The organism is Haloplanus natans DSM 17983 (genome assembly GCF_000427685.1).
GTDB lineage: Archaea > Halobacteriota > Halobacteria > Halobacteriales > Haloferacaceae > Haloplanus > Haloplanus natans.
In genome coordinates, this window is record NZ_ATYM01000003.1 from 355507 (window position 1) to 378733 (window position 23227).

The 23227-nt window shown below is 59.8% G+C and carries 21 protein-coding genes and 1 pseudogene; 8 read left to right on the forward strand and 14 right to left on the reverse strand.

Annotated features, from left to right (window positions below; all coding sequences use genetic code 11):
- Positions 1–202: 202 nt before the first annotated feature.
- Positions 203–445: a hypothetical protein gene (locus tag HALNA_RS19650; protein ID WP_157573390.1), complete on the reverse strand. Its 243-nt coding sequence runs from the start codon at positions 443–445 to the stop codon at positions 203–205.
- A complete protein-coding gene (locus HALNA_RS01470; protein ID WP_049934467.1) occupies positions 442–1416 on the reverse strand; it encodes a transcription initiation factor IIB in 975 nt (324 codons plus the stop codon). The genes HALNA_RS19650 and HALNA_RS01470 overlap by 4 nt, the downstream gene beginning before the upstream one ends.
- Positions 1417–1929: 513 nt before the next feature.
- On the opposite strand from HALNA_RS01470, the gene HALNA_RS01480 reads away from it, so the two are divergent.
- The gene (locus tag HALNA_RS01480; protein ID WP_049934470.1) at positions 1930–2247 is read left to right on the forward strand and encodes a hypothetical protein; all 318 of its coding nucleotides are present in this window, start codon (positions 1930–1932) and stop codon (positions 2245–2247) included.
- Positions 2248–2253: 6 nt separating this feature from the next.
- Positions 2254–2706: a type II toxin-antitoxin system VapC family toxin gene (locus HALNA_RS01485; protein WP_049934603.1), complete on the forward strand. Its 453-nt coding sequence runs from the start codon at positions 2254–2256 to the stop codon at positions 2704–2706.
- A 188-nt stretch (positions 2707–2894) separates the two neighbouring features.
- Here the strand turns inward: HALNA_RS01485 and HALNA_RS01490 are convergent, their stop codons facing one another.
- On the reverse strand, positions 2895–4103 hold the full coding sequence (locus HALNA_RS01490; RefSeq protein ID WP_049934471.1) for an RNA-guided endonuclease InsQ/TnpB family protein: 1209 nt from the start codon (positions 4101–4103) through the stop codon (positions 2895–2897).
- Positions 4104–4349: 246 nt separating this feature from the next.
- Here HALNA_RS01490 and HALNA_RS01495 point away from each other — a divergent pair, with 246 nt between their 5' ends.
- The gene (locus tag HALNA_RS01495; RefSeq protein WP_157573391.1) at positions 4350–6116 is read left to right on the forward strand and encodes a hypothetical protein; all 1767 of its coding nucleotides are present in this window, start codon (positions 4350–4352) and stop codon (positions 6114–6116) included.
- Between the two features lie 397 nt (positions 6117–6513).
- Positions 6514–7788: an RNA-guided endonuclease InsQ/TnpB family protein gene (locus HALNA_RS01500; protein WP_049934160.1), complete on the forward strand. Its 1275-nt coding sequence runs from the start codon at positions 6514–6516 to the stop codon at positions 7786–7788.
- A gap of 50 nt (positions 7789–7838) precedes the next feature.
- On the opposite strand, the gene HALNA_RS01505 is transcribed toward HALNA_RS01500, so the two are convergent.
- The 3 genes from HALNA_RS01505 to HALNA_RS01510 all read right to left on the reverse strand — a co-directional run bounded on the left by HALNA_RS01505 (position 7839) and on the right by HALNA_RS01510 (position 10836).
- Positions 7839–9065 carry an RNA-guided endonuclease InsQ/TnpB family protein gene (locus HALNA_RS01505; RefSeq protein WP_049934605.1) on the reverse strand — a complete coding sequence of 409 codons (1227 nt, stop codon included), beginning with the start codon at positions 9063–9065 and terminating at the stop codon, positions 7839–7841.
- Positions 9066–9171: 106 nt separating this feature from the next.
- Entirely contained in the window at positions 9172–9408 is a 237-nt protein-coding gene (locus HALNA_RS19155; protein ID WP_084509849.1) for a hypothetical protein, read from the reverse strand.
- Positions 9409–9582: 174 nt separating this feature from the next.
- Positions 9583–10836: an RNA-guided endonuclease InsQ/TnpB family protein gene (locus HALNA_RS01510; RefSeq protein ID WP_049934474.1), complete on the reverse strand. Its 1254-nt coding sequence runs from the start codon at positions 10834–10836 to the stop codon at positions 9583–9585.
- 1179 nt (positions 10837–12015) lie between these two features.
- On the opposite strand from HALNA_RS01510, the gene HALNA_RS01515 reads away from it, so the two are divergent.
- The 3 genes from HALNA_RS01515 to HALNA_RS01525 all read left to right on the forward strand — a co-directional run bounded on the left by HALNA_RS01515 (position 12016) and on the right by HALNA_RS01525 (position 15734).
- Positions 12016–12873 carry a universal stress protein gene (locus tag HALNA_RS01515; protein WP_049934475.1) on the forward strand — a complete coding sequence of 286 codons (858 nt, stop codon included), beginning with the start codon at positions 12016–12018 and terminating at the stop codon, positions 12871–12873.
- Complete coding sequence (locus HALNA_RS01520) at positions 12870–13235, forward strand: hypothetical protein (RefSeq protein ID WP_049934476.1); 366 nt, start codon at positions 12870–12872, stop codon at positions 13233–13235. The genes HALNA_RS01515 and HALNA_RS01520 overlap by 4 nt, the downstream gene beginning before the upstream one ends.
- A gap of 90 nt (positions 13236–13325) precedes the next feature.
- On the forward strand, positions 13326–15734 hold the full coding sequence (locus tag HALNA_RS01525; protein WP_049934477.1) for an amino acid permease: 2409 nt from the start codon (positions 13326–13328) through the stop codon (positions 15732–15734).
- A gap of 36 nt (positions 15735–15770) precedes the next feature.
- On the opposite strand, the gene HALNA_RS01530 is transcribed toward HALNA_RS01525, so the two are convergent.
- The gene (locus tag HALNA_RS01530; RefSeq protein WP_049934478.1) at positions 15771–16529 is read right to left on the reverse strand and encodes an Lrp/AsnC family transcriptional regulator; all 759 of its coding nucleotides are present in this window, start codon (positions 16527–16529) and stop codon (positions 15771–15773) included.
- A 97-nt stretch (positions 16530–16626) separates the two neighbouring features.
- Positions 16627–18003, reverse strand: coding sequence for an HPP family protein (locus tag HALNA_RS01535; RefSeq protein ID WP_049934479.1), 1377 nt, complete (start codon positions 18001–18003; stop codon positions 16627–16629).
- Positions 18004–18856: 853 nt separating this feature from the next.
- Here HALNA_RS01535 and HALNA_RS21540 point away from each other — a divergent pair.
- Positions 18857–19174 (forward strand): TRAM domain-containing protein, encoded by a 318-nt coding sequence (locus tag HALNA_RS21540; protein WP_169718995.1) that lies wholly within the window; start codon positions 18857–18859, stop codon positions 19172–19174.
- On the opposite strand, the gene HALNA_RS19655 is transcribed toward HALNA_RS21540, so the two are convergent.
- The 6 genes and pseudogenes from HALNA_RS19655 to HALNA_RS01565 form a co-directional block, all read right to left on the reverse strand.
- Positions 19062–19421 (reverse strand): DUF555 domain-containing protein, encoded by a 360-nt coding sequence (locus HALNA_RS19655; RefSeq protein ID WP_049934480.1) that lies wholly within the window; start codon positions 19419–19421, stop codon positions 19062–19064. The two genes, HALNA_RS21540 and HALNA_RS19655, sit on opposite strands and share 113 nt — an antisense overlap.
- A gap of 309 nt (positions 19422–19730) precedes the next feature.
- Entirely contained in the window at positions 19731–19976 is a 246-nt protein-coding gene (locus tag HALNA_RS01545) for a type II toxin-antitoxin system HicA family toxin (protein ID WP_049934482.1), read from the reverse strand.
- 57 nt (positions 19977–20033) lie between these two features.
- On the reverse strand, positions 20034–20249 hold the full coding sequence (locus tag HALNA_RS01550; protein ID WP_049934483.1) for a type II toxin-antitoxin system HicB family antitoxin: 216 nt from the start codon (positions 20247–20249) through the stop codon (positions 20034–20036).
- Positions 20250–21033: 784 nt separating this feature from the next.
- A pseudogene (locus tag HALNA_RS21750) lies at positions 21034–21915 on the reverse strand (replication factor A); the annotation flags it as partial.
- Between the two features lie 247 nt (positions 21916–22162).
- Positions 22163–22651 (reverse strand): hypothetical protein, encoded by a 489-nt coding sequence (locus HALNA_RS01560; RefSeq protein ID WP_049934484.1) that lies wholly within the window; start codon positions 22649–22651, stop codon positions 22163–22165.
- 7 nt (positions 22652–22658) lie between these two features.
- Positions 22659–23210 (reverse strand): DUF7342 family protein, encoded by a 552-nt coding sequence (locus tag HALNA_RS01565; RefSeq protein WP_049934607.1) that lies wholly within the window; start codon positions 23208–23210, stop codon positions 22659–22661.
- Between the last annotated feature and the right edge of the window lie 17 nt (positions 23211–23227).

Genomic DNA, 23227 nt, shown 5'->3' on the forward strand with positions numbered 1-23227 from the left:
CTACTCACTCGCTTCGCTCGTCCGTGGAGGTCGGGGCTCCACCTCGCATTTGCTGAATCAGTGCTCATAGCAGGTGTGGGGACCAGCCGAACGAGTCCTGACTGACCGAGTTCAGGCGTTCGTTCGATGATCCCTCGCTCATTTGCATTCGCTAAATAGCAATCTCGAAGCTCTCCGCGACCGCGCCACCGCCACCCAGGACTCACTCTCGACGGACGGGCGGGAGCCAGTCGCAGTTCGGACAGAACGCCTCGTACACCCCCAGTATCTCTTCGAGTTCCCAGCTCCCGCTGTCGCGGAACAGGACGCCGGCACGGACGATCGTGTGAACGTTTCCGTGACCGCACGCCGGGCAGGGCGCTCCCGGTCTCCAGCCGGCCCGCTCGAGATCGATAACCTGTTCGGAGCCACCAGCTGTGTCTTCCGCACCCGCTGATGGAGTCACGCGTTCCCCCGCCGAGGCTGGTCGTCTCCACCGTTGAGGATGGTCTGGAGTTCGTTCCACCGCGCACGAACCGTCATCGGGGTGACCTCGGCAGCGTCGGCGAGCGCTGCTTGGGTGACCCGTTCGTCCTGTTCTCGGGCTGCCTGATACACACAGCCAGCCGCGACACCCGCGGGATTGTATCCGTTCGCGACACCGGTGCGCACTGCCTGTTTCGCGAGCGCCGCTGCTCGCTGGCGGGTCCCCGTCGAGAGGTCGAGTGCTGAGGTGACTCTCGGGACGTACTCGAGAGGCTCCATCGGTACCGTCGGAAGTTCGAGCTCCCGGTTGAGCACGCTGTATGCGTTCTGAACGCGCTCGTGGGAGACTGCCGAGGTCACGCTGACTTCCTGGAGCGTTCGGGGCAGCCCGGCACACCGACACGCGGCGTAGACGCTGGCGGCAGCCATCGCCTCGATCGACCGGCCACGGATGAGGTCCTCGCCGGCAGCAGTTCGGTAGAGGCGACAGGCCTGGTCGCGGAGGCTCCGTGGGAGATCGAGTGCGCCGACGATCCGTCGAACCTCTGCGAGGCCATGGGCGAGGTTCTGCTCGGCCTTACTTGACCAGCGGCCGCGCCGATGCTCGCGCCGAAGACGGCCGATCTGACTCCGCTTTCGGCCCGACAGCGTCGTACCGTTGGCGTCGGTCTGGTCGAAGCCAATCTCGCTCGACAGCCCCCGGTCGTGGCGGGTCGGGGTCAGCGCCGGACCGGTCCGCGCGCGTTCGATGCGCTCTGTGTCGTCGAAGGCACACCACTCCGGGCCATGGTCGATTGGACGATCCTCAAGGACGAGCCCGCAGTCGTCACAGACGGTCTCGATGCTGTTCGTGTGGACGAGACCGCCGCACTCGGGACAGCCGCTGCTGGACCGCTCGGCGGCGGGGACGTCCTCGTCGAATGTCCGCTCGTAGACGTTTCTCAGTGACATGGTTTAGACAGGGACCGACACTGTCGGTTGACTCCCCGCATCCCGTTGCAGGTGATAAATCAGCTCGCCGCTGGATCGTACCGGGTCCGCGATGACCTCGGTACGGAACCCTCACGCCACTCTCAGCTTCGTTGCGTATCGATTACTCGTCGGGGTCCGTCCGGTGACCGTCGCGAGCTTCGAAGAATGCGATCGGGTCGTTGTCGCCGCGCCGGGCCATCTCGTTGGCTGTCTCGAGTTGGGAGTCGATCAGCGTGTTTTGCTGGCGCGACCACTCCTCGTCGTCGTGAGTGCGGACATACTCGGCCCAGCGCTTGATGAACGCCCGCCGCTCCTCGGCGTTCTGCCGCTGAGATCGTTCGAACTCGTCAGAGCTCAGTCGTGACCACCCAGTTTACCGACTGGTGGAGGGCAACTCACTTAATCCGATGCGCCGAATATACGAGCAGCGACCGACTGATCGCGGCAAGACCTGGCCGTGAACGCGCGAGAACACAGAGGACAGGATCTGATATGAGCATGGATACCGGCGACCCGACGGCGACCGACATTAGCCTCACGTACGACGATGAGGCCGACCAGTGGCGCGCTCGCGACGAAACCCGCGGCGTCACCGTCCGGGCCAACACCCGGGAGGCAGCGCTCGACGCGCTCGACGAGGCCGTCGCGGACGATGGTGAGACCGATCCCGATGTCGAGGTCGACGCCGACGACCCGTTCTTTACAGCATCGACGTTTTCGAGTGGTCGGTCAGATGTCTCGCGGAACGTCGACGAGTACCTCGCTGAGGACACCTATCGGGACAAACTCGGCTCTGACGAGGGCTCCTGAGTGGCGATGAGTGGAATCGAGCCGACGCCACTGTTCGTCGATACCGGGCCGTTCTACGCCCGCTTCGACCGGGACGATGGTCTCCACGACCGAGCGGTCGAACTCTTCGAGCGGATTCGGACTGCCGACTTGCTCTACCGACCAGTGTACACGTCCCGGTATGTCCTCGCTGAGACGACACGGTTGCTGGTCCAGCGCGTGAGCCACGAGGCAGCGAGCACGGCCCTGTCTGCGATCCGCAACGGAGAGTTGTTCACTATCCTGACCGTCGACGAGGACCGTTTTGAGGCTGCCTGCGAGCGGTTCGGACAGTACGACGACCAGACGATCACGCTCGTCGATCACCTGAGTGGCGTGCTGGCTGAGGCACACGACGCGACGCATATTCTCACGTTCGACCCCGATGACTTCCAGACGCTCGGCCTCACAGCCGTTCCTGACGATACAGGCGACGGGTAAGTATACGGGCTCAAAATCGAGTCCTCGACAATCGCTCGAACACCCGATACGATTGTCACTGTGACCCCGCTGAAAATAGTTACCCCACACGAGCCACAGCTGCTCACTGTGGGGTAACTATACGATCCTCATGACATCAGCGATGAATATGAATGATAGCACCAACTCCGGTGACTTCTGCCCCGTACCTACCGATCATCGGTCCGTACGGGGCTTCCTGTTTCGACGACGCGCTTTGCAGGAACGAGAGTTTCCACAGGGAGCGCAGTCTCCGCAGGCGTTGATTCGGGACAGCCCATCCCTATTCGGGTGAGAGCGCGGTTCAGTATGTTCCGTGCCGCGTTCGCGTCCCGATCGGTTTCGAATCCACAGGCTGGACACGCGTGCTCACGCACCCAGAGGGGCTTGTCGGTCTTTACCCCACACTTCGAGCACTCCGTGGTGGTATCCACCGGGGATACCTCGATGAAGTGTGTTCCCTCCCGCTCGCACTTTTGTTCGAGCATTCGCAGGAAGGTCCCCCACGCCGCGTCCGTTCGGGCGCGACTGGTGGAGGGCAACTCGATGAGACTTCTCGTGTCCAGATCCTCAACCGCCACGAGGTCGTACTCCCGAGCGTAATAGGCCGACAACTTGTGGAGGAAATCGCGGCGCTTTCGCTTCAGGTCGGCCTGTCGGCGAGCCATCGTCGTTCGCTGGGACTCCCAGTTGTTCGACCCGTATTCCTTGCGAGACAGCCTGTGGTGTGCGTGACGCAGTCGCGCTCGCTCGTCGGAGAGATCGAGTGATTCCACGGCTCGACCATCGGTGTCGTGGACGTACTTGAGGATCCCCACGTCGATTCCGACCACCCGAACCGGGCGCTCGGGCTTCGACGGTGGATTATGGGGGGTCTCGATACTGAGGCACGCGTACCAGTTCCCGGTCGGTTCGCGCTTAACCGTGATTTCCTTGATTTCGGTGCTTTCGGGGAGATCTCGGTGGAGGACAATGGGAACGTTACCGATCTTCGAGAGCCACAGTCTTGACCGACCACTCGTGTTCTTGAGTTTGAAGCCGGACTGGCTGTACGTGAATGACCGGTAGTCCCGCGGACTCCTCCATTTGAGCCGGCCAACGCGGTGGCCGTTCTGCTTGAGGCCGTTCAGCCGCGAGAGATTGTGATACAACCGTTGAACGACCCGCTGTAGCACCTTTGAGTGAACTTTCTTCCACTCGGGCCAACACGCTTTCAGGGCCGGCAGGTGAGTGATTTCCGAGTACGCCGAGGTATTACTGGTTCGGTTGAGCCGGTGGAGAAAGTGGTTGTACACCTGCCGGCAGGTATCGAGCGTCCAGGCCAATCGCTTCGCGACATCGTCGGACGGGTTTAATCGATACCTGTAGTTGTATTTCATCGGGTCCCACCAGCTGCGACTGGCTCACTCATCTGCACACCTCTGATGAGTGATAAAGTTCTGTACCCCTGCTCACGGAGTGACCTGTCTCGGCACGGTTTTCGCTCAGCGGATGTGGGGATGGTGTGGGAGATAGCTCGAAATCTGTCGAGTAGAGGCCTGTATCGACGATACACCTAAGCGTCGCTGGTCAGTGTAGAATGTGAGGCTGGATAGAGCCTCACGAACGGAATTGGTAGAATTCCAATGAACAGTAGCAACCAACCTGATAAGAAGTTATCGGGAACTCAAAACGAGACGACAGAACCGAACACGACAGATGCGACCGCTCTCACGCGGCCGACCGACACGCCATCCCCAGCCTTCCGGGCCGACCGGGAGCACAGCGAGCGTGCCGACTCCGTTGACGACCGCTCCGCATTGGTGCGGGCACTCTCGGGATTGCTGCACGCGCTCGTCCAAGACGACACCGAGTCGTCGACGAGCACCGCGACCGACGGGACGGCACCCGATTCGACGGGATACACCGAACGGACCGCCTCGAAAGGCGAGTACGGCTCCCGGACGGAACCCGTCGACGGCGTCTACGGTCACACAGCCGACGGCGACCCGGTGGTTGCCCCGACTGGGCGACTCGCCGCGAGCCGCATCGACGCCAACTGGACGCCCGGCGACACGCTCTACAACCCTGACAGGGCTGGAGATATCGCCGCAGCGACTGGCACGAACGCCAGCTTCCTGTTCGCCGAACAGTCCGGTGAGCAATGCGCAACGTTCGCGATTGAGTACGACCACACGGCGGGCCCGACGCTCGTCGACCCGAGTGGTGAGCGCATGATTGGCGTTGCGAGTGGCCTCGAGCCGACGATGCCCCGAACGGCATCCGCGACGACGCAGGGGCCTGCCCGGAGCCGACTCGCCTCGGTGCTGCCCGCTCGCGCTCGGTCACTGGACAGAGACAGCGGTATCGATCACGAGCTGCTGGAGACGTTGCCGGCCGCCGAACAGGCACGCCTGCGCCGACTCCGCGCACTCGACATCCCGACTGACCCGACGCCCGAAGATGCGACCGAGGGAGTCCCGACGGCCGAGTTGGAGGTGCAGACGCCCGATGGGCGACTCACGCCACTCGGTGAGCTGTTCGCAGAGCCCGAGCAGTTCGCGCGGAGTTCACTCGAATCGATCGAGTATTCCCTTGCCGTCGCCGCCGAGAGACGCCGCGTCACTGACGGAATCCTGACTGCCCGGACCGATCCGGAAATGGAAGCAGGTGACGTCGAACTCGTGGGACACGCGAAGTGGCTGGCCAATCGGTACGACGAGTACGCGGCAGCCAGGCCAGCCAGCGCCGAACTCGCAGCCACGCGAGCAACGCGCCAAGCCGAGCGCTATCGCACGCGGGTTCGACCGCTCACCGAACTCACCGCCGAGCAGCACGACCAGGTCTCCCGAATGGTAGACCGACTGCTGAGCGACGAGTTCGACCGAGTAGTCGAGATACGCAAATCACGGTTGACGCTGGCGATCGCGCTTGCGAACCGCCTCCGTGATGGCGCCGAGCCGACCCAGGCGCTGCTCCGCCAGGCCGATGCCGAAGCAACCGACCCACGGAACGTCCTGACGGTCGGCAACGTCCGGTACACGCCAGTCGACGCAACCCGTGGGCGATTCTCGACCCAGGGGACGATCCTCCGATTGTTCGAGAACACCCATCCTGCGATCAAGCAGGCTGGTCTGCTTCAGGACCACACTGGCGTGATGAAGTTTGCAATCTGGCGAAAGAGCGAGTGGGATGAAACCCGGCCAACGCCCGACCCAACCGATGACGGACGGACGTTGATCAAAGCTCACCGCCACCCAGAGCTGCACGAAGGCGATGTCGTTCGATGTGAGGATGTGATCAAACGCTGGTACAACGGTGATCCGACGTTCGAGACCCGTCGAGACAGTACCCTGACGATCATCGAGCGAGTGAGCGATGCTTCGAACGAGCGTAGAAGTGGTGTTCGGTGAGGTGATGATGACAGAGTTGAAGATCCGTAGCGAACCGTAGTACAGCGAGTCCGTCAGGACTCAGAACTCTAATTTCTTTTCGAATCAGGTCCGAGGGCGGTCTAAGACACCATAGCTCTTAGCACATTCACAGAAAGAATAAGAAATAGACACTTAATTCGATCATCTTGATGAAATGAAGTTTGCGATCTTTGACTCCCACTGCGTTAGAGAGATGCAGATCCCAACGATGAGACGGCCCCACGCCGGCGACTTACGGAAGTGCGAGGAGAAAGCCCCGTGCTTTAGCGCGGGGATGAATCCGACAACCCCGACACCAACCACCGTTCGATGGCACGGCAGGATATTCCACGCTCCAATCCACGCCTTCAAGTAACTATACCTACATAGGTTATGTATGGCGGAACAGGTCGTCACTCGCACCTACACTGCTTCCATCCGGAACCAGCCACAGGTACAAGACGACCTCGACGCCCTCGGGTTCTCAGCGTCAAAACTCTGGAACGTCGGACGGTGGGTCTGTGACCGAGTGTGGTCTGAGATCGGCCACATGCCCGGACACAACGAACTCACCTCGTACCTCAAGTCGCACGAACGCTACGATGACCTGCATTCTCAGTCAAGTCAGCGAGTCCTTCAAGAACTCGCTGAGGCGTTCAACGGCTGGTACGGCAAACGACGCAACAGAGATACACGAGCGAACCCGCCGAAGTACCGCAAACACGGCGACGACCACCCACGAAGTACGGTGACGTTCAAAGCCGCTGGCTTCAAACTCGACACCGAGTACGAGAGAGTCCGACTCTCAAAAGGCTCGAACCTCAAAGACAACCGGTCGGACTTCATCCTCTGCGAGTACCAGACTCGGCCCGACGTTGACCTCTCCACCGTGGAGAGCGTCCAGCAGGCGCGGGCAGTTTGGACGGGAAGCGAGTGGGAACTGCACTTCGTGTGCAAAGTCGAAATCGAAGTGTCAGAGGCACCCGGTCAGAAGACGGTTGGTGTTGATCTCGGCATCAACAACTTCGCTGCCCTCGCCTACGAAGACGGCCACGGTGAGCTGTACCCGCTGAACTGTCTGAAGCAAGACGACTACTTCTTCAGCAAGCGGATTGCTCGCTGTGACAACTCCGATTCCGAGCAAGCCACGCGGTTAAATCAGAAGAAGTCTCGACGGCGCACCCACTACTTCCACACGCTCTCCAAGCACATCGTCCAGCGATGTGTTGAGGAGGGTGTTGGAACGATTGTGGTTGGCGACCTCTCTGGCATCCGTGATGAGGAAGAGAACGGCGAGTCGAAGAACTGGGGCAAGCATGGCAATCTTGACCTGCACTCGTGGGCGTTCGACCGCTTCACCGACCTGCTCGAATACAAGGCCGAGATGGAAAGAATCGCGGTCAATGACGTGTCTGAGTGCGATACATCGAAGTCGTGTTGGTGTTGTGGTCAGAAGCGAAAGGCGAACCGTGTTGAGCGCGGGTTGTACGTCTGTGACGAGTGTGGGACGGTGGCGAACGCAGATGTGAACGGTGCTGAGAACATTCGACAGAAAGTATCTCCGAGTCTTCGTTCAGAGGATAGGAGTAACGGCTGGTTGGCACAGCCATCGACGTTTCTGTTTGACAAGGAAACTGGTGCGTTCGCACCTCAAGAACAGGTCACGTCGTAAACCACAATATCCCAACGCGGGAATCCTCGCCCTTCAGGGCGGGGAGGATGTCAAGCCGTGGCGTCTGTGGTTGAACGCCAGCGATGATTGTCCCACTGGAACCGCACGGGCCGGGCCATCGGCCGTGGTAGCTTCCCTATTTCTCGACTCAGTAGCGTCCGAGCGGCGGTCAGGTCTGCGTGACCCTCATACCCACACCGACACCTGAGACGGTCGCGGTCACGGGTCGTCCCCTCGACTGTTCCACAGTCCGGACACTCCTGTGAGGAGTCGAACTCCTGGACGGTCACCAACTCGATTCCGTGTTCGTCACACAGGTGCCCGAGACGGTCGGTAAAGCGACGATTCGCCCAGAACTCCGTGAGCTTTCGATTTGTACTCTTCCACGGTGTTCGGCGAACAACCCCAGTAAGATCACCGACATAGATCGTTTGGATCCCGTCGTCGATGACTCGCTCGACGAGATCTCGAAGGAGAGCGTCGACACAGTGGTCACGACGGCTACTCCGCCGGCGATAGAGCCGATTGATCCGTTTGCTGGTGTGCTCGCCTTCGGGGAGCTTCGATTGTGCTTGGGCGATCGCGTTGGAGGTTGCCTCGAACTGCTCCCACGGCCGGGTTCCGTCATACAGGAACTGAACGCCTTTGGTCGTTGCACAGGCGACGAGATTGACCGCCCCGACATCTAGCGCGGCTGCCTCGCCACCGTTCGAGCTACGTTCCAGCTTGGGATCGACGGTCACGGACTGGTAGGCTCGGAACCCGTTTGTCAGGTCGTCGTAGACGATCTGGAGCTCGCCCTGTGTTCCCTTCCACTTCGGGTTGCCGTGGATGGGGACACGTGGGCGCTCGTTAGGGGTCAGGCCGTACTCAGGTTTGATCTCTCTCCCGACGGTGAACTCGATTCGGGAGTACTGACCCCACTGGAGCGAATACGCTCGATTTCGGAGAAAGAGTCGGAGGTCCCGACCGTCCTCTTCGTTTCCCCAGTAACCGGGGGGTTGAGCGGACGAATCACGTCCGCGCCTGGAAAAGAATGCACGCCATGCTCGGTCGTTGACACGAGCCATCGTTTCTGCCGTTGCCGACCCGAGTAGCCCTTTGTACTCGTCGTAGAATCGATCTGCTGCCCAGATATCCTCGCCGTCGAAGAACTGCTGTCGGCGGGCGAACGTAAGTTGATTCCAGAGGCTTGCAGCCCCGTCCAGCAGCCGATACAGGAGTTCTCGATCTTGATCGGTCTCCGGCATGACAACGAACTCGTTGGTTCGGATCATCGGCACCGTCGTTTCCACCTGTCTTGGTATTTCAATTCGAACATCCCGCACTCTCTTGAGAGTGATAAAATCGGGCTGTAGCGGAACTCGTAGGGCCGGTCACAGATTAGCCTTCATCACGAGTTTCTGAACAGTAGTGTTCGTGGATCCGTTCAGGAAGCCCGACGCGACCACAGAGGGGACACTCAAACAGTGGCGTCGGCGGGAGCTGGCGACACTCCACCAGTGCTGCTTCTAGATGACGCCGAACGTCGGGGGACTGGGCACGGGTGATCGCCTGTGCGAGGTGCATTTCGAGGCGTTCGCGGGTCGTCGGTCCGTCGGGGGGTGGCTGATCGGACATAGACTGCACCCTATTGGGTCTGATAAACTGCTATTGAGTCTCGGGACAGGATGTCATGAAGCGATGGTACGACGGCAACCCGACGTTCGAGACACGCCGAGACAGTACGCTCACGATTATTGAGCGACCGACCGGTGGCCAGAGCAATCGTATGGACGGTGTTCGGTGATGGTGTCATCGACCCACGACTGAAGTCGTGGGCTTGTCCGTGGACTCCCGGTCTGCCGACGTAGCGTCGTAGGCAGTGTACTCGCCGTTCCCATTCAACGTCCCGGACTTGAGGGCGAGATGACCGTCGCCCAACCCAGAGGGACGTCTGCCCTCTGGTAAAGTTAGCAACTTGAACCCGATGTTCTTGGAAGCGTTGTAGTCGCCATCAACTGAGTAACCACAATTGGTACACTCGAACCATCGGTCCGAGTTACGACTCGTGCTGGACTGATGCCCGCACTTTGAGCAGGTTTGAGAAGTAAACGCAGGCGGAATCTGTTCGACACAAATCCCATATTCGCTTGCCTTGTACGTGAGCATCTCCTGCAACTCGCGGAACGCCCAATTGTGCATTTGACGCTTCACCTGGTCGTTCCTATTGTCCATCCGCTCACGGATGTGAGTCAAGCGTTCGACGGCGATGTACGAACAGTCGTGGGCGTCGGCTTCCTCAACGATGCGTCGAGAAATGGTGTGCAGGCGGTTCAGCACGAAGCGGGTTTCTCGCCCCGACAGTCGCCGGAGTACCTGCTTGGCGGAGCGAGTGCCTTTGTGCTGAAGGCTTCGACGCCCGCGGAAGTAGTGATTCTGACCCCACAACAGTTCGCCACCGTCATAGAACGACCCTGTGCTGGTCACGGCGACGTTCTTCAAGTTCAGGTCCACGCCCAGAACCTTGTCACCGTCGTGTTCTTCGACCTCTCTCTTGATGACGATATGGAGATAGAACGCATCTTCGTTCTCGCGGTAGTGGAGTGTCCCCATCCGCTTTTCGTAGTCGTCATCATCGAGGTAGGACTTCTGGTAGTCCCCGAGAACGTATTCAACGGCGACTCGTCCGTCGATAGTCGAAAGAGTGGCTGACCTATCCTTAATCGTCAATGTCCGCTTGTCGTACACGGCGGACGGTTTGTTGAATTGCGGGAGTGGTCGGCTGTTACCCTTCTTCCAGTCTGTAACGGTGGATCTCATCGCTTCGACGGCTTTGGAGTATGCACGAACACAGAGGTTAGCGGGCAGGCAGGTCTCATCTCGCAAGCCGTGGTACACTTTGTCGTGTATGGTTGACTTGTTGAGGATGAGGTAGCCGTCGTCGTTCTTGCCGTGTTCAACGGTGTAGTTACAGGCGTGGTTGAACTGGTCGATTGTCTGATGGAGGTCGTCCTCTCGGTCGTCTGGAACCGAGAGTTTGACTGGAATAGTGCGTTTGACCTCCATCTGTAATCTCACGTACGACTCGTTGTCTTATAAACTTCACAACTGGCGTTGGAGAGTCGGGGGCCTTCGCTCATGGGTGGTGGAGTGGGTTGTCTGATTCCTCCCACGGCTGAAGCCGTGGGCTTCCTCCTCGCATCTCTGTGACGATGAAGCCGACGACTGGTAGCGACCCGTAGCACGGCGAGTCTCTCTCTGAGACTCAGAACTCTAGACCCCCTTTTCATGACGTGGATCACTCGTCTTGGATGAAACTGATCTGGTAGGGCTGTATTCTAGCCCGTCGACAACCTCAGAAATCCCTCCAGTAAGGAAATCGGATACGGCAGATCCGAAAAATGGCCGTCTCGACTCTAAGGATGACGTTGATACAGCCGCTAATATCTCGTTTCTCTGCGTCGGCACTGTCTGATTTTGTGCAACTACTTATAACTGTCTGACTGGGTAACTGCTATCGAGAAGAGGTGTGGTGTGATTGCTCGAGGGGTTTCAGCAACTTCGTCGGTCGGAGCAACTAGAGGATCGTGTGGGGTAACCCCCCTCGGGTAGAACGCTCGTCTGGATGTGTGAGAGGCAGTTTGGATCTTTTCTCGATCCTCGTTGAAGCACGGATGAACGTCGACCTGCGTGACCGAGCAGTGAGGATCTTGGAGAACTGATTGAAAGAGCGGATTCAGTACGAACGGTACGACGATTCGGAGCATCTCTGGTTGACTTGGTACTGGAATCGATACGGAAGCAAGTCGTTGAATCGCCGGTTTCGAAAGCTACTGGACGATGCCGGAATCGACCGATCGAACCGGAACCTGTCGTGGTACTCGATCCGTCACTGCGTCGGTCGAGAAATGGGTATTGGTGGTGCCACCGCACAGCTTCGCCACAAATCTATGCGGAGCACGCTTCGTTTCGTTCGCCCATCAGCCGAGGAACGGAAGGACGCACTGGACAAAATGGGGTTGCGTCACTACCGTGTTGGCGATTCAAGGAAATATATTATTAAATTGTTATTTGAAAATGATTTGGTCAAGATTCTAATCGTGGACTCAATCTGCAGGCCGAGACAAATCCACTACCGGGGGACATATTCTGCGTGAGAAAAAATACGCCGTCTATATTTTTCTCTCGAAAAATTCGAACCGTTTTTATTCCGCCCTACACAATCCGTCTATCCGTGAGTCCTCTATGGATCCCGAGACTATCGTCGAACGACGCGGGGGCGCAGATACTCCCCCGTCCCGACAACAGATCCTCTATCCGATCTTCGACACCTACAGCGACCAGACGTTCGAGATTGCGCTCGATCTCGCCGACGGGTCGGACGCCGAACTGATACTCCTCGACCTCGTCGATGACGTGAGTGCGGTTCTCGACGAGTCTCAAGCTATCGGATCGGAACTCCTCGACATACATCTCGATCCTGCTCATGACGTCGAGGCAACAGTCCTGCTCGAAGAAAACGAAGCGCCCATTCAGACGGTGACGACGTTCGCCAGATCGCACGACATCGATCTGCTGGTCGTCGACGAGCACGCACCGACCTCCTTCATGGACCTATTCCGAGGCGACGTGTCCGACCGTATTGGAGGCCAGGTCTCCTGTGACTCCGTGACCGTCTCGCACCGTCAAGACGAGCATCGAATCGGATCGATCCTAGTGCCCCTCTCCGAGGGGCCGCATTCCGAATTGGCAGTCGTGATCGCTGGCGCTCTCGCCCGTGGCGCAGATGCCGTCGTGGAACTCTTTCACGTCTCGGAGCAGGTTGACACGGAGACCAAAGCACACGCCGAACGACTGTTTCAGGAGGCTCGAAACCGCCTCCCGGAGGATATCGACGTCGATACCTGGCACTTGGAAGGGTCCGGCGTCGCTACGGCGATCGTCGAGCAGACCCGTTACTACGACGTGACCGTATTGGGGAAGCCCCAGACAGGTCGCCTTCAGAAACTGATCACCGAATCGATTCCCGACGAAGTGAGCGACGATGCTGAGAACATCGTCCTTACCGCCCGCAAGAGCGACAGCCTCGGATTCCAGGTATGACGGCCGATCCAGAGCGACTACTCGGGCACGCGGTCCGATTCGGAGAGGCAGGAACTGTAATCTCGGGGGCCACGCTCGCCGGATACGTGACTATTGGGGCGGCACTGCTCATCAGCGGATACACGATACAGGCGTACCCAGTACTGAGCCTCGCTCACGATCCGATACTGAACGAACGGCTGGCAGCCATCGGGTTCTCGATCACCGTTATGAGTGGCGGCCTCTTCTTCCTCGCCCAACTGACGAGGGGCGACGAGATGGATCGCTCGCTCGTCATTCTGTTCAGTGCGCTTGGTGTCGGGTTCGGTGGTTCGGTAGTTCGGTACACGCTGCCGGTGACGATCAAGTATGTTACGAACTAATGAGATCAGGAGGAGCGGAGTGGTGTATCGCACGGTGGCTACGCACAGTCACGACGACGGAGACATTCACCAGCAACGGAGCATCCGGCGATGAGTGAGCCGTCGAGCGAGAACGGCGGTGGCAGCGGTACAGGCGAGGTCGAAACCGAACTGTCCCGCGACATGAGCCTCTTTGACATCACGTTCATCGGTGTCGGGGCGATGATCGGCGCGGGCGTCTTCGCGCTGACCGGCTTCGCGGCCGGACTGGCCGGCCCGGCCCTCACCATCGCGTTCATACTCAACGGCTTCGTCGCGCTGTTCACCGCGGTGTCCTACGCGGAACTCGGCGCGGCGTTTCCGGAGGCCGGGGGCGGCTATCTCTGGGTCAAGGAAGCGCTCGTCGATCCGAACGGCTTCTACGCCGGCTGGATGAGCTGGTCCGCTCACGCCGTCGCCTGCTCGCTGTACGCAGTGACGTTCGGCGTCTTCCTGACCGAATTCGTCGTCTTCGGAACGAGTCTCACACGCGAATTCGTGTTCTTCGGCTTCCTCGACCGTCTCCTCACCGAGAAGATTCTGGCGACGCTGATGGTGGCGCTGTTCGCCTACATCAACTACCGCGGTGCCGAAGAGACCGGTAAGGCCGGTGTCGTCGTGACCTTCATCAAGGTGGTCATTCTGGGCGTCTTCGTCGCTTTCGGCATCCTCGCGACGCTCAACACCCCGAACTGGCCCTCGAAATTCCTCAATAGCCCGAGTTTCGCACCGAACGGAATCATCGGCGTCGTCGGCGCGGTGGGCTTCACCTACATCGCGTTCGAGGGCTACGAGATCATCGTCCAGTCCGGCGAGGAGGTCGTCAATCCGGGGGAGAACGTCCCGAAGGCCGTCTTCTACTCGCTGGCTATCGTCGTCCCCATCTACGTGCTGGTGGCGTTCGCTGCCCTCGGCGGGATCAGTCCGACGGCCGAACTCATCGAACAGGCCAGTGGCGTCACGGGCACCCCGGCGACGGTGCCGACGTGGGCGTTGCTCGGCGGACTCGGCGAACTCGGCATCATCGAGGCCGCCGGCCAGTTCGTTCCCTACGGGGTTCCTCTACTCCTGATCGCTGGGCTGACGGCGACGATGAGCGCGCTGAACGCGACCGTTTACTCCTCGTCGCGCGTCTCGTTCGCGATGGGTCGCGACCGGGCGCTCCCCGAACTGTTCTCGGCGGTGCACGAGGAGAAACGGACGCCCCACTGGGCGATTCTGCTGTCGGCCGTCATCATCGCCGGCATGGCGGTGACTCTCCCCATCGAATCGGTCGCTGCGTCGGCGGACATCATGTTCATCCTCCTGTTCGTCCAGGTCAACTGGACGGTCATCAAGATGCGCAAGACCCACCCCGACCTGCCCCGCACCTTCGAGGTTCCCTACATGCCGTGGCCGCCGCTGATCGGTATCGTGCTCCAGTTCCTGTTGACGCCGTTCCTGCTGAGCGCCCTCGGGATGGAGGTCGGACTCGGTCCGGATTCGCACGGATTCATCGCGCTCGTGACGACGGCAATCTGGATGGGGCTGGGAATCCTCGTCTACTACGGCTACTCCAAACCCAAGGAAAAGGAGAAACTCGAAGAGGAGACGCCGACGGTCGCAACCGAGGAAACACCTCCCTCCGACCGCGAGCAACGGATCTTGGTGCCGATCGCCAATCCCGAAAGTGTCGAGCAGTTGATGCGTACTGCGTTCGACCTCGCCGAAGATCGGAACGCGGAGATCGAGGTCATGAGCGTCGTGACAGTCCCCCAGCAGACGCCACTCGACGAAGGTCGGAAGTTCGTCTCCGAGGAGCGAGAAGTGTTAGATCGCGCTATCGAATTCTCCGAGAAAGAGCGTCCAGACGTTCCGGTCAGCGGGAAGATTCGCATCGGCCACGACGTCGCCAAGGCGATACTGAACACCATCGAACAGGACGAGGCCGACCTCGTGTTGATGGGCTGGCGCGGTCGTGGTCGTCGACGCGACTACGTTCTCGGGAGCAACGTCGATACGGTCGTGACCGACGCTCACTGCGACGTACTCGTCGAACGAATCGGGGCCGACGGCGAGGTCGGTTCGATCCTCGTCCCGACCGCAGGCGGCCCACACGCCGAATTCGCCGCCGAGACGGCGCGGGCAATCGCCCGCGTGAACGACGCGCACGTGCGAGTCGTCTACGTGGCCGACCCCGCCGAGACGGATTCGACAGACGCCCAGTCGATGCTGGACTCGACGACCGAGCTACTGGAGGGCGTCGACACGTCGACGGACATCATCGAAGACGAACGCGTGGCAGAGGCCATCGTCGACTACACCGACGACTACGACCTCACGGTGATCGGTGCATCGCGGGAAGGACTGCTCCAGCAACTCGTCTTCGGCGCGATCCCCGAAACCGTCGGCCAGCGTGCGTCGGGAACGGTCATCATGGCGAAACGCTACCTGGGGATCACCTCCCGCATAACGCACTGGTTCAGAAATCAGCGGACGTAACGCTGAGAATCGTCGATAACGGATCCGCAGCCGCTGTTACGCGACGGGCTCTTTCGATCCCGAAAACGCGTCCAGGACTGCTGCCGACGCTTCCTCCGGTAAAAAGAGCGTAACGATGTCGCCGGGCAGGATTTCGGTGTCGCCTTTCGGCGTCAGCACTTCGTCGTCGCGTTCGATGCCCACGACGAGACTTTCGCTCGGCAACGTCCCGTCGTCGTCGGCCTCCGAAAGCGTCTTTCCCGCGATAGCCGCGTGTCCGGCGACGGAGACTTCGATCACTTCTGCGCCGCCAGTGAGACTCACGAAATCGGCAATCGACGACCCTGCACTCCCGTTCTCGGGGCCGAACGGTTCGTAGGGCTGGGTCGCTTCCCACTGGAGGATGCTCTCCTCTTCGATTTCGAGGCCGAGATCCGAAATGTCACTCGCAATCCGCGACAGTGACTGCGTGTCGGTGCCCACACCGGTCACGTGCAGGTTCCGCCGACCGGCCATAAGTTGTCGCACGTTCACGACGCCAGTGATGGTCAAGACCTGTTTGGCCAACCGTCCCCGGTCGGCAACCGGTGCGGTACAGATGTAGAGATTCACCAGTCGATCCTCAACACGTTCGTACTCGACGTTGGCGTGGTACCCCGTAATCAGTCCGTGTTCCTCTAACTGGTTGATCCGGTTTCGGATCGTCCCGGCCGTCACGTCCATCTCCTCGGCGATCATGGGTGCCGAGGTGTCCCGTGCGTCTGCGGTGAGGTAGTAGAGAATCCGCTTGTCGATCTCGTCGACGCGGTAGGGCATACTCGTACTAACCGCTCTACTCCTATAATCCGTCCGGAACCTCTTACTCAGTGTATCCGTATACAGCGAACTCAGAGGGTGTGAATGTGACGCCGAGTTAGCCGCGATGGACGATGGCCACGTCGCAGTCGATGTCGTCGAGTTCCTGAAACGTCGGCGGATCGATGAACCGGGAAACTCTGGTTCGTTCGGAACTCGACCCCACGACTGTGAGGTCGTAGTTGGCCGCGTTCGAGGAGAGAAACTCCGTGATCGGGACTTTCGTTACGCGGGTTTCGAACGCTCCTTCGAACGTCTCCGCCAGGTTCGCGACCATCTCCTCGGCGTCGCGCCGCTCCCGTTCACTGTCGATACAGTGACAAACAGCAACACGGCCATCGTCGCTAGCGAGTCGGTCAGCAAAGTCGAGTATCGCGTGAGCGACGTCACCGGGATACTTGACAGGGGCTAAGATGCGCCGCCACTTGTTTCTGCTACCATCGGTGCGAACGGCGACCACGTCCAGCCTCGACGCGAACAGCTCCCGAACGAACCGTGAGAGCCTGCCGCTGTTCGACTCGTAGGGAGCGACGATCAGATCACAGTGCATATCGTGGGCGGTCTGTATGGCCAGTTGGGCGTCGTTCGGCTCGCCCGTGACCACGATTTCACACGGAACATCGAAGCGCTCGGAGAGCTCTCCGGCCCGAGACTGGAGTCGGTCGACCGTCTCCTGTACCGATGCAGGAAGTTCCTCGGGACTCGCCGTCGTCGGTTCCTCTAACCGGACGTTGTTTCCATCTTCTGCCGCCACGACGGTCTCTCCGTCGAGTTCGGTCGCCACCACATCGAGAAGGACGATTTTCCCCGTCTCGTGAGCGGATGCGAGTCGAGCGCCGAACGCGGCGACCGCCTCCGCCGTCTCGCCACGCATCGGTACGAGGACGTTATCGTCGCCGCGGGTGGTCTGATAGAGATAATCGGCCCGTCGCTCGTAGGCCGTGCGCCGCCAGAGCGTGAATACGCCCGCGACGAGCGTCGAGGAAACGAACACGCTCACGACGTAGACCACCTGAGTCACGCCCGGGACGAGTACGAGTAACGCCGTCGAGAACGCCTGTGATTCTTCGAGATCGGCGAGCCACGTCACGGCACTCGTGAGGAGGACGCCGAACGCAGCAGCGCCCGGATGCACGTGGAACGTTTCGGGGGGAACGTGATACCAGTATCTGGCGGCAACTTCGAGCGCGATCCACCCACAGACCGCTCCCGCAGTCATCCCACCGACGAACCGCCGAGGGGACGCGTACTTCGATTCCGGATGGGCGAACAGAGTGTGGGTTCCCGACGCCAACGGTGGGAACAGCAAGAACGGAAGTAGGTCGACGGTGTTCGAAATGTAGGTGACGAGGCCGATCAACAGCGGGATGAACAGAAAGAGCGAGACGTGAATGAAGTTCTGAGTCTCCTCCAGCCATCGGTGAAAGTCCGACACCTCCCGTTGTAAACCTCGATACACACGACCGAGAGTCACGCGTAGCTGCGACGGTATCGACGCCATAGTAATGTGGTATCCAATCAGTGGCTGGTATTACTTTCGACGATTCGTGCGGTCAAGGATATCACATAGATGAGACTGGTCGCTTCGAATGCGTATTCTACCTTCTGGGGACTAATCAAATAACTGATATTATATGGTTGACGCGGCTCGAAGGTTTAGTTCGCGAGTTTTTATAAAGACCGACTAGAATTATGCGAATGCAAGATTACACCCGTTACTTCGGAGGATCACGGGAGAGAAAAGCCAGGATGGCCGGCCACATTTCAGTTCAGGGTCACGAGCTTGGAATAATTTCCTGCGACGGCAATTATCATATCTTTGGAAGTTGTCGCCTCCAAGTTCAGGGTCCGGGTTCAAATCCTGGTCGGCGCAGCCCTCAATCCTTCTATCGGTCGGTTTCTTTGAAATCAGCGAAACAGGGAAAAGACCGATAAAATAGACGGAGAACGTGAATGAGGTCACTAATGGATTCGTCCATCCGTTGTGCCTGTGTACCGCTCGCGTCGAGGACAGAGGCGGAGACTACGTTGTCACGATTCCAAAACAGGAAGTCAAACTCGGAACACTCGATGCCGGTGAAACTTATCGCGTGGGATTGTATCCCTGCCCGGCGACAGTCCCCGGAACTACGCCCGCAGGAACTCCGAAGACGGCGGAGCAAAAGCCCGATCTCGAACGGTCTACGCACAGCGCGCTCGACTCGGAGACATCGCAGTCGGCCGATCCAACGTCGTCGGGAAGTACCGATCCGTCGGTTTCGCCCGAAGAGCGTCCTGATCAACCGCCAGTGGCAGAGGGCGAGGAGCGCCGTCTCCAGATTGAGGATGTCGGAGACAAGGGTGACGGAATCGCCAGAGTCGGCCCCGGTTACGTCGTGTTTGTCTCCGATACCGAGATCAGTCAGCAACCATTGGTTCGAATCACGACGGTTCGCGAGAACTTCGCGTTTGCTGAAGTTCTCAAGCAACAGCGCGCCTGTCCACCGTCGTCGGTCATCGCGGCGTCTGAACGAGTCGGAGGGGAGTATCTGGAAGGAGCGGGCCGAGTTCGCGTTGCCCCACGAGCCCGCTTTTCTCTGGAGAACGTGACTGCACTTCGACGGTGAGGAGCAGACCGACGAGAGCTTCCCCCGAGACGACCGTTGCAACGTCCATCTCGTTCCCACACGCGTTGCAGGGAACGGACTGCATCGAGATATCGGCGTGCCGAATCGGACCATCAACCTCGGCGACGCGCTTGCCGAGTTCGGCGACGGCGATGTTAATTGCGTCTTGTGCAGTAGCAGCCCCGTGAACGATCCACGGGACCGAGAAGGACACTTCGTACCAATCCGTGTTCGATGTGGGAGTCATTGGTGGTATGGGGGGTGAGCGGCTACGCGTCGGCACTGTTCGGAGGATCGACAGAGTGCTATCGTGGGAGCCAAGCGATCTGAATCCCTTGAAGGAGCTCCATAGATCCCTGAACCTACTGGTCGACGACCGTCCCCACGCGACGAGCGAATATGTACTCATCTACGAGGGCAACGAGACACTACCAGTTGCGAAGGTTCTTTCCGAGCGTGACGTACCTGCGTTCCCCCGCTCGTTTGTAACCGCGAAATTAAATGGTGGCCTTCAGACTCTACTGAGGGCCTTAACGAGCCGAACACGAAAGATGCGTTAGACCAATTCCTCTATCGCATTAAGGAATGCTTGGAAATCTTCGGCACCAGCCTGCTCGGCGATACTTTTCAACGTCCCCGTCGCGAGTTCGTCGTGCAGCGGAACCGATACCGTCCGCTTCTCGTTCGTATTCGGATCTTGATAGCGGAGTTTGACGTGGCTCCCGGTTTGATCGACTTTTCGGAAACGCCACTTCCCGAGCGCTTTCACGATCTCCTGTCCGGAGTAGGTTCGCCGCGCCACTGATAGTAAGATTCGGGAGCGGCTGTAAAAATACCCGCTGTTCGGCGCACTAAACAGCTACAACCAAGGCGCAGTCGACGGTTCATCGACATCTTCGTCCTCGGAGACTGGCCGTTCGTGAAGTTCGAGTGCCTCGGCGAGGTTTGCGAGGGCTTCGGCCCGCGTTTTCCCCTGGCTCGCGACGCCCGTTTCCTCGTCGCGAGCGACGTACCACTCGCCCTCAAGGGTGAGAGAAACCGCGCCAGCATCGTCGGGGTTACGGGCCTGGCTCATACTAACTACATTGTGGCTATTGGTGATATGCCTTCGGGATGGTGCCGATGAACCACGCCTCTGCCCGCAGTACGAGACCATCACTCAGACACGATGAGACAATTTGGGAGACGCGGAGGTAACAGCGTTTTCGGTCTACCGGTCCGGTATCCCGAACGCCCACTAGCGCGGGCTACGGGCTCTCAGCATCCATCCCCAGCTCCGTCATCGCATCGGTGAGGGCGTGCTCAATCTGGCCGAGATCATCGCCGTAGTACTCGGTTGCCGCTGCCGCCTGTGCCGCTCCCCGCTCGAACGCCGCCATCCGCGCCGTCGTGTGTTCGACCGCCTCAGCCAACCACGCCTTGCGGGTCGTTTCGTCGACGGTTGCAATCGTTTCGGGTTCGATGGCCACGTTCACGCGGTCACCCGCCTCGTAGGATCGAAGCTTTCCGACCACGGCAACGTACGACGGCGTGACCGCCTGCTGGAGGAACTCCATCGCTTCCGGCTGGTATTGCCCCGCGTAGACGAAGACCGACTCAGAGCCGGCGAACACGCGTCCTCGCCAATACTCGGTACTCGACCCGACATCCTTCGTCTCGGTGAGCGCCCCGACGATCAGCACTCGGTTCACCGCGACGCCAGTCGGTGACAGGCTGAGCACCGGCGCTTGCTCCTCGTCGGATTCCTGAAACATGTGCGTTGAACCGTTGATCTCCTGGGCGAGCATCCGTCGAGCGGGCTGGCGGGCCGTCACCGCGGGGTCAAGCGCCTCGTCACTGAGGTCCTCATCGGTGGATCCTTGGGCCACGTCGTCGACGAGGAAGTACTCGCCCACGACCGGTCCAGTGAGCCGGTAGGGCCGACCGAGCATCCGCTCGACGAGTTCGTTGACGACGACGCTGGTATCGAGTGCATCCATCGCCATCGCTTGGGCGTCTGCCATCGACAGCCCCGAAACCGCGGTCGTCGCCTCGGCGTCGAAGACCGCGTTGATCGACCGGCTGCCGTCGTCGACGATGGCCTTGATTCGGAGATCGAATTCACCCTCAACGTCGCCATGCTCGGCACACCGCTCCCCCGAGAGTACCCGGGTACAGTCGGAGTCGGGACAGCGCTTGATCAGCCCCGAGCCCCCCTGGATAGCTACGATGGTACCACCGATGATGACACCCTCTGCAGCCGTGTTGACTGTCTCCTCGGATGGTTCGACGGCGCTCGCCGAATTGAGGCTCACCGAGTAGCGGCCCTGATACTCGTCGGTGACGGCGTTCTGGAATTGGTACGTCTCCCCCTCGACCAGCTCGGGTAGATTCGCACTCTCCCACTTGACGAACTTGAGCCGGCCGGACTCGTCACCGAGTAGCCCGACCTGTGCGATCTTCTCACTCCGGGGCTCCCAGAGCTCAACGACTTCGGCGACGAGGTCGATCCACTGGTCAGCTTCCGTAACATCTCCGAGCATCGTGCGCTCGAACTGCGAGCCTACCGAGTACCCGGCCAGCGTGGCGAGTTCGGCCGGGAGATCCGATCGCTCGAGTCCGGCGTCGCGCATGACTCCCCGGACAACCGTCCGAACGGCCTCATCCACGGGAACCTGATGGGCGACCAGTTCGTCGAGGTGCTGCTCGATTGCCTGTCGGGTGACCTCTCCCTGGAGTGCCGACCCGTCGCTCGGCGACATCGTAATCGCGTCGAAGTGGGTGGTGATTGTTTCCGCACGGTCCTGTAGCTCGGTCGTGGTAGTTTTCGACATCTCGAAACAGTCCTGAGGACGCTCAGAGCACCGCTCGCGATTCCGACACTGCGTCAGGACCTCGCGCCGTGCTCGGCCTCCTCGCTCTCTTGATACTGATAAAGTTGGGCGGTCGGTGGTACCGAAGAACGTGCCTGCGGCTCTGGGGAGAGCATGTACCACACTCTAATTCGGATCACTCGGACTGCGGCGCCAGCGACGGTCGATCATCCTCCCAAGAGAGCCTACTGAGAACACTCGGCAACTGTTGGAGCCGCTGTTCGAGGGCAGCGAGAGGGTGCGCGTCGAGAAACGCAACCGACTGGCGACTGACCGTCGCCCCGTCGAAGTCAAGTTGGAGGTGACAGCGTCCCAACTCGGGGTGGTCTGCGTCCTGATGAAAGCCGAGCATCAGGTCCCGTTTCGGCTCGACCCAGTTGCACCGATAGTACGTATAGTCGACGCCCTCAGGATACCAGAACCGGACTTCCAGCCGTGCGGTTTCGATATCGTACTGCTCACCCAGAAACGCCGTCGGCTCAACGGCCGCGACGACCGTGCGTGGGCGACGAGACGACGGCTCGTATCGAACAGCGGTACACCCGGCCTGTTTCGACAGTCGATCATGGATCTCTCGGAGTAGTGTACGTTGCGTATAGCGGTCACGACCAGCGAGGAAGAGCATCGATGAATTAACTAGTCGCGCGGTCGGCGGCATCGAGCATCCGCTCGCGAGTGGCTTCGATATCTGAATACAACTCGAGGGCGTGTCTGATCAGACGCCGGTCTTCCTCGGTGGCCTGCCAGTCCTGGACGACATCACGTCGCTCTCGGATATCCGAACTCGACAGGGTGTCATCCGCGAGGGACTGTTCGAGTTCCTCCCAAGTTTCGACATCATAGGCCTCCTGCCAGTCCTCAATCTCCTCAGCGATAGTTGTCAGCTCAGCCTGTAACTCCTCGCGGGTGTGCTCCTCGACAAGCCGTCGAAGCTCGTCAAATAACAGCCGGGTGTAATCAGGCTGGTATAGTGTCGACTCCCCCGCGTCGACCTGACGCAACTGTCCCCGATCGACGAGATCGTCGAGTTCTTGATTCGTGGTACTCCAGGCCGTCTCGGCCTGCTCGCTGATCCAGTTGGTCGATCGGGGTTCACTGAGCGTGAGCGCGACCGAGCGAATCCGCTCTCGAGCGCTCATTGTCTCGGTCCATGACTGGACGCCGCCGATGTGATCGTCTGCCATCAGACTCACCTCGTATC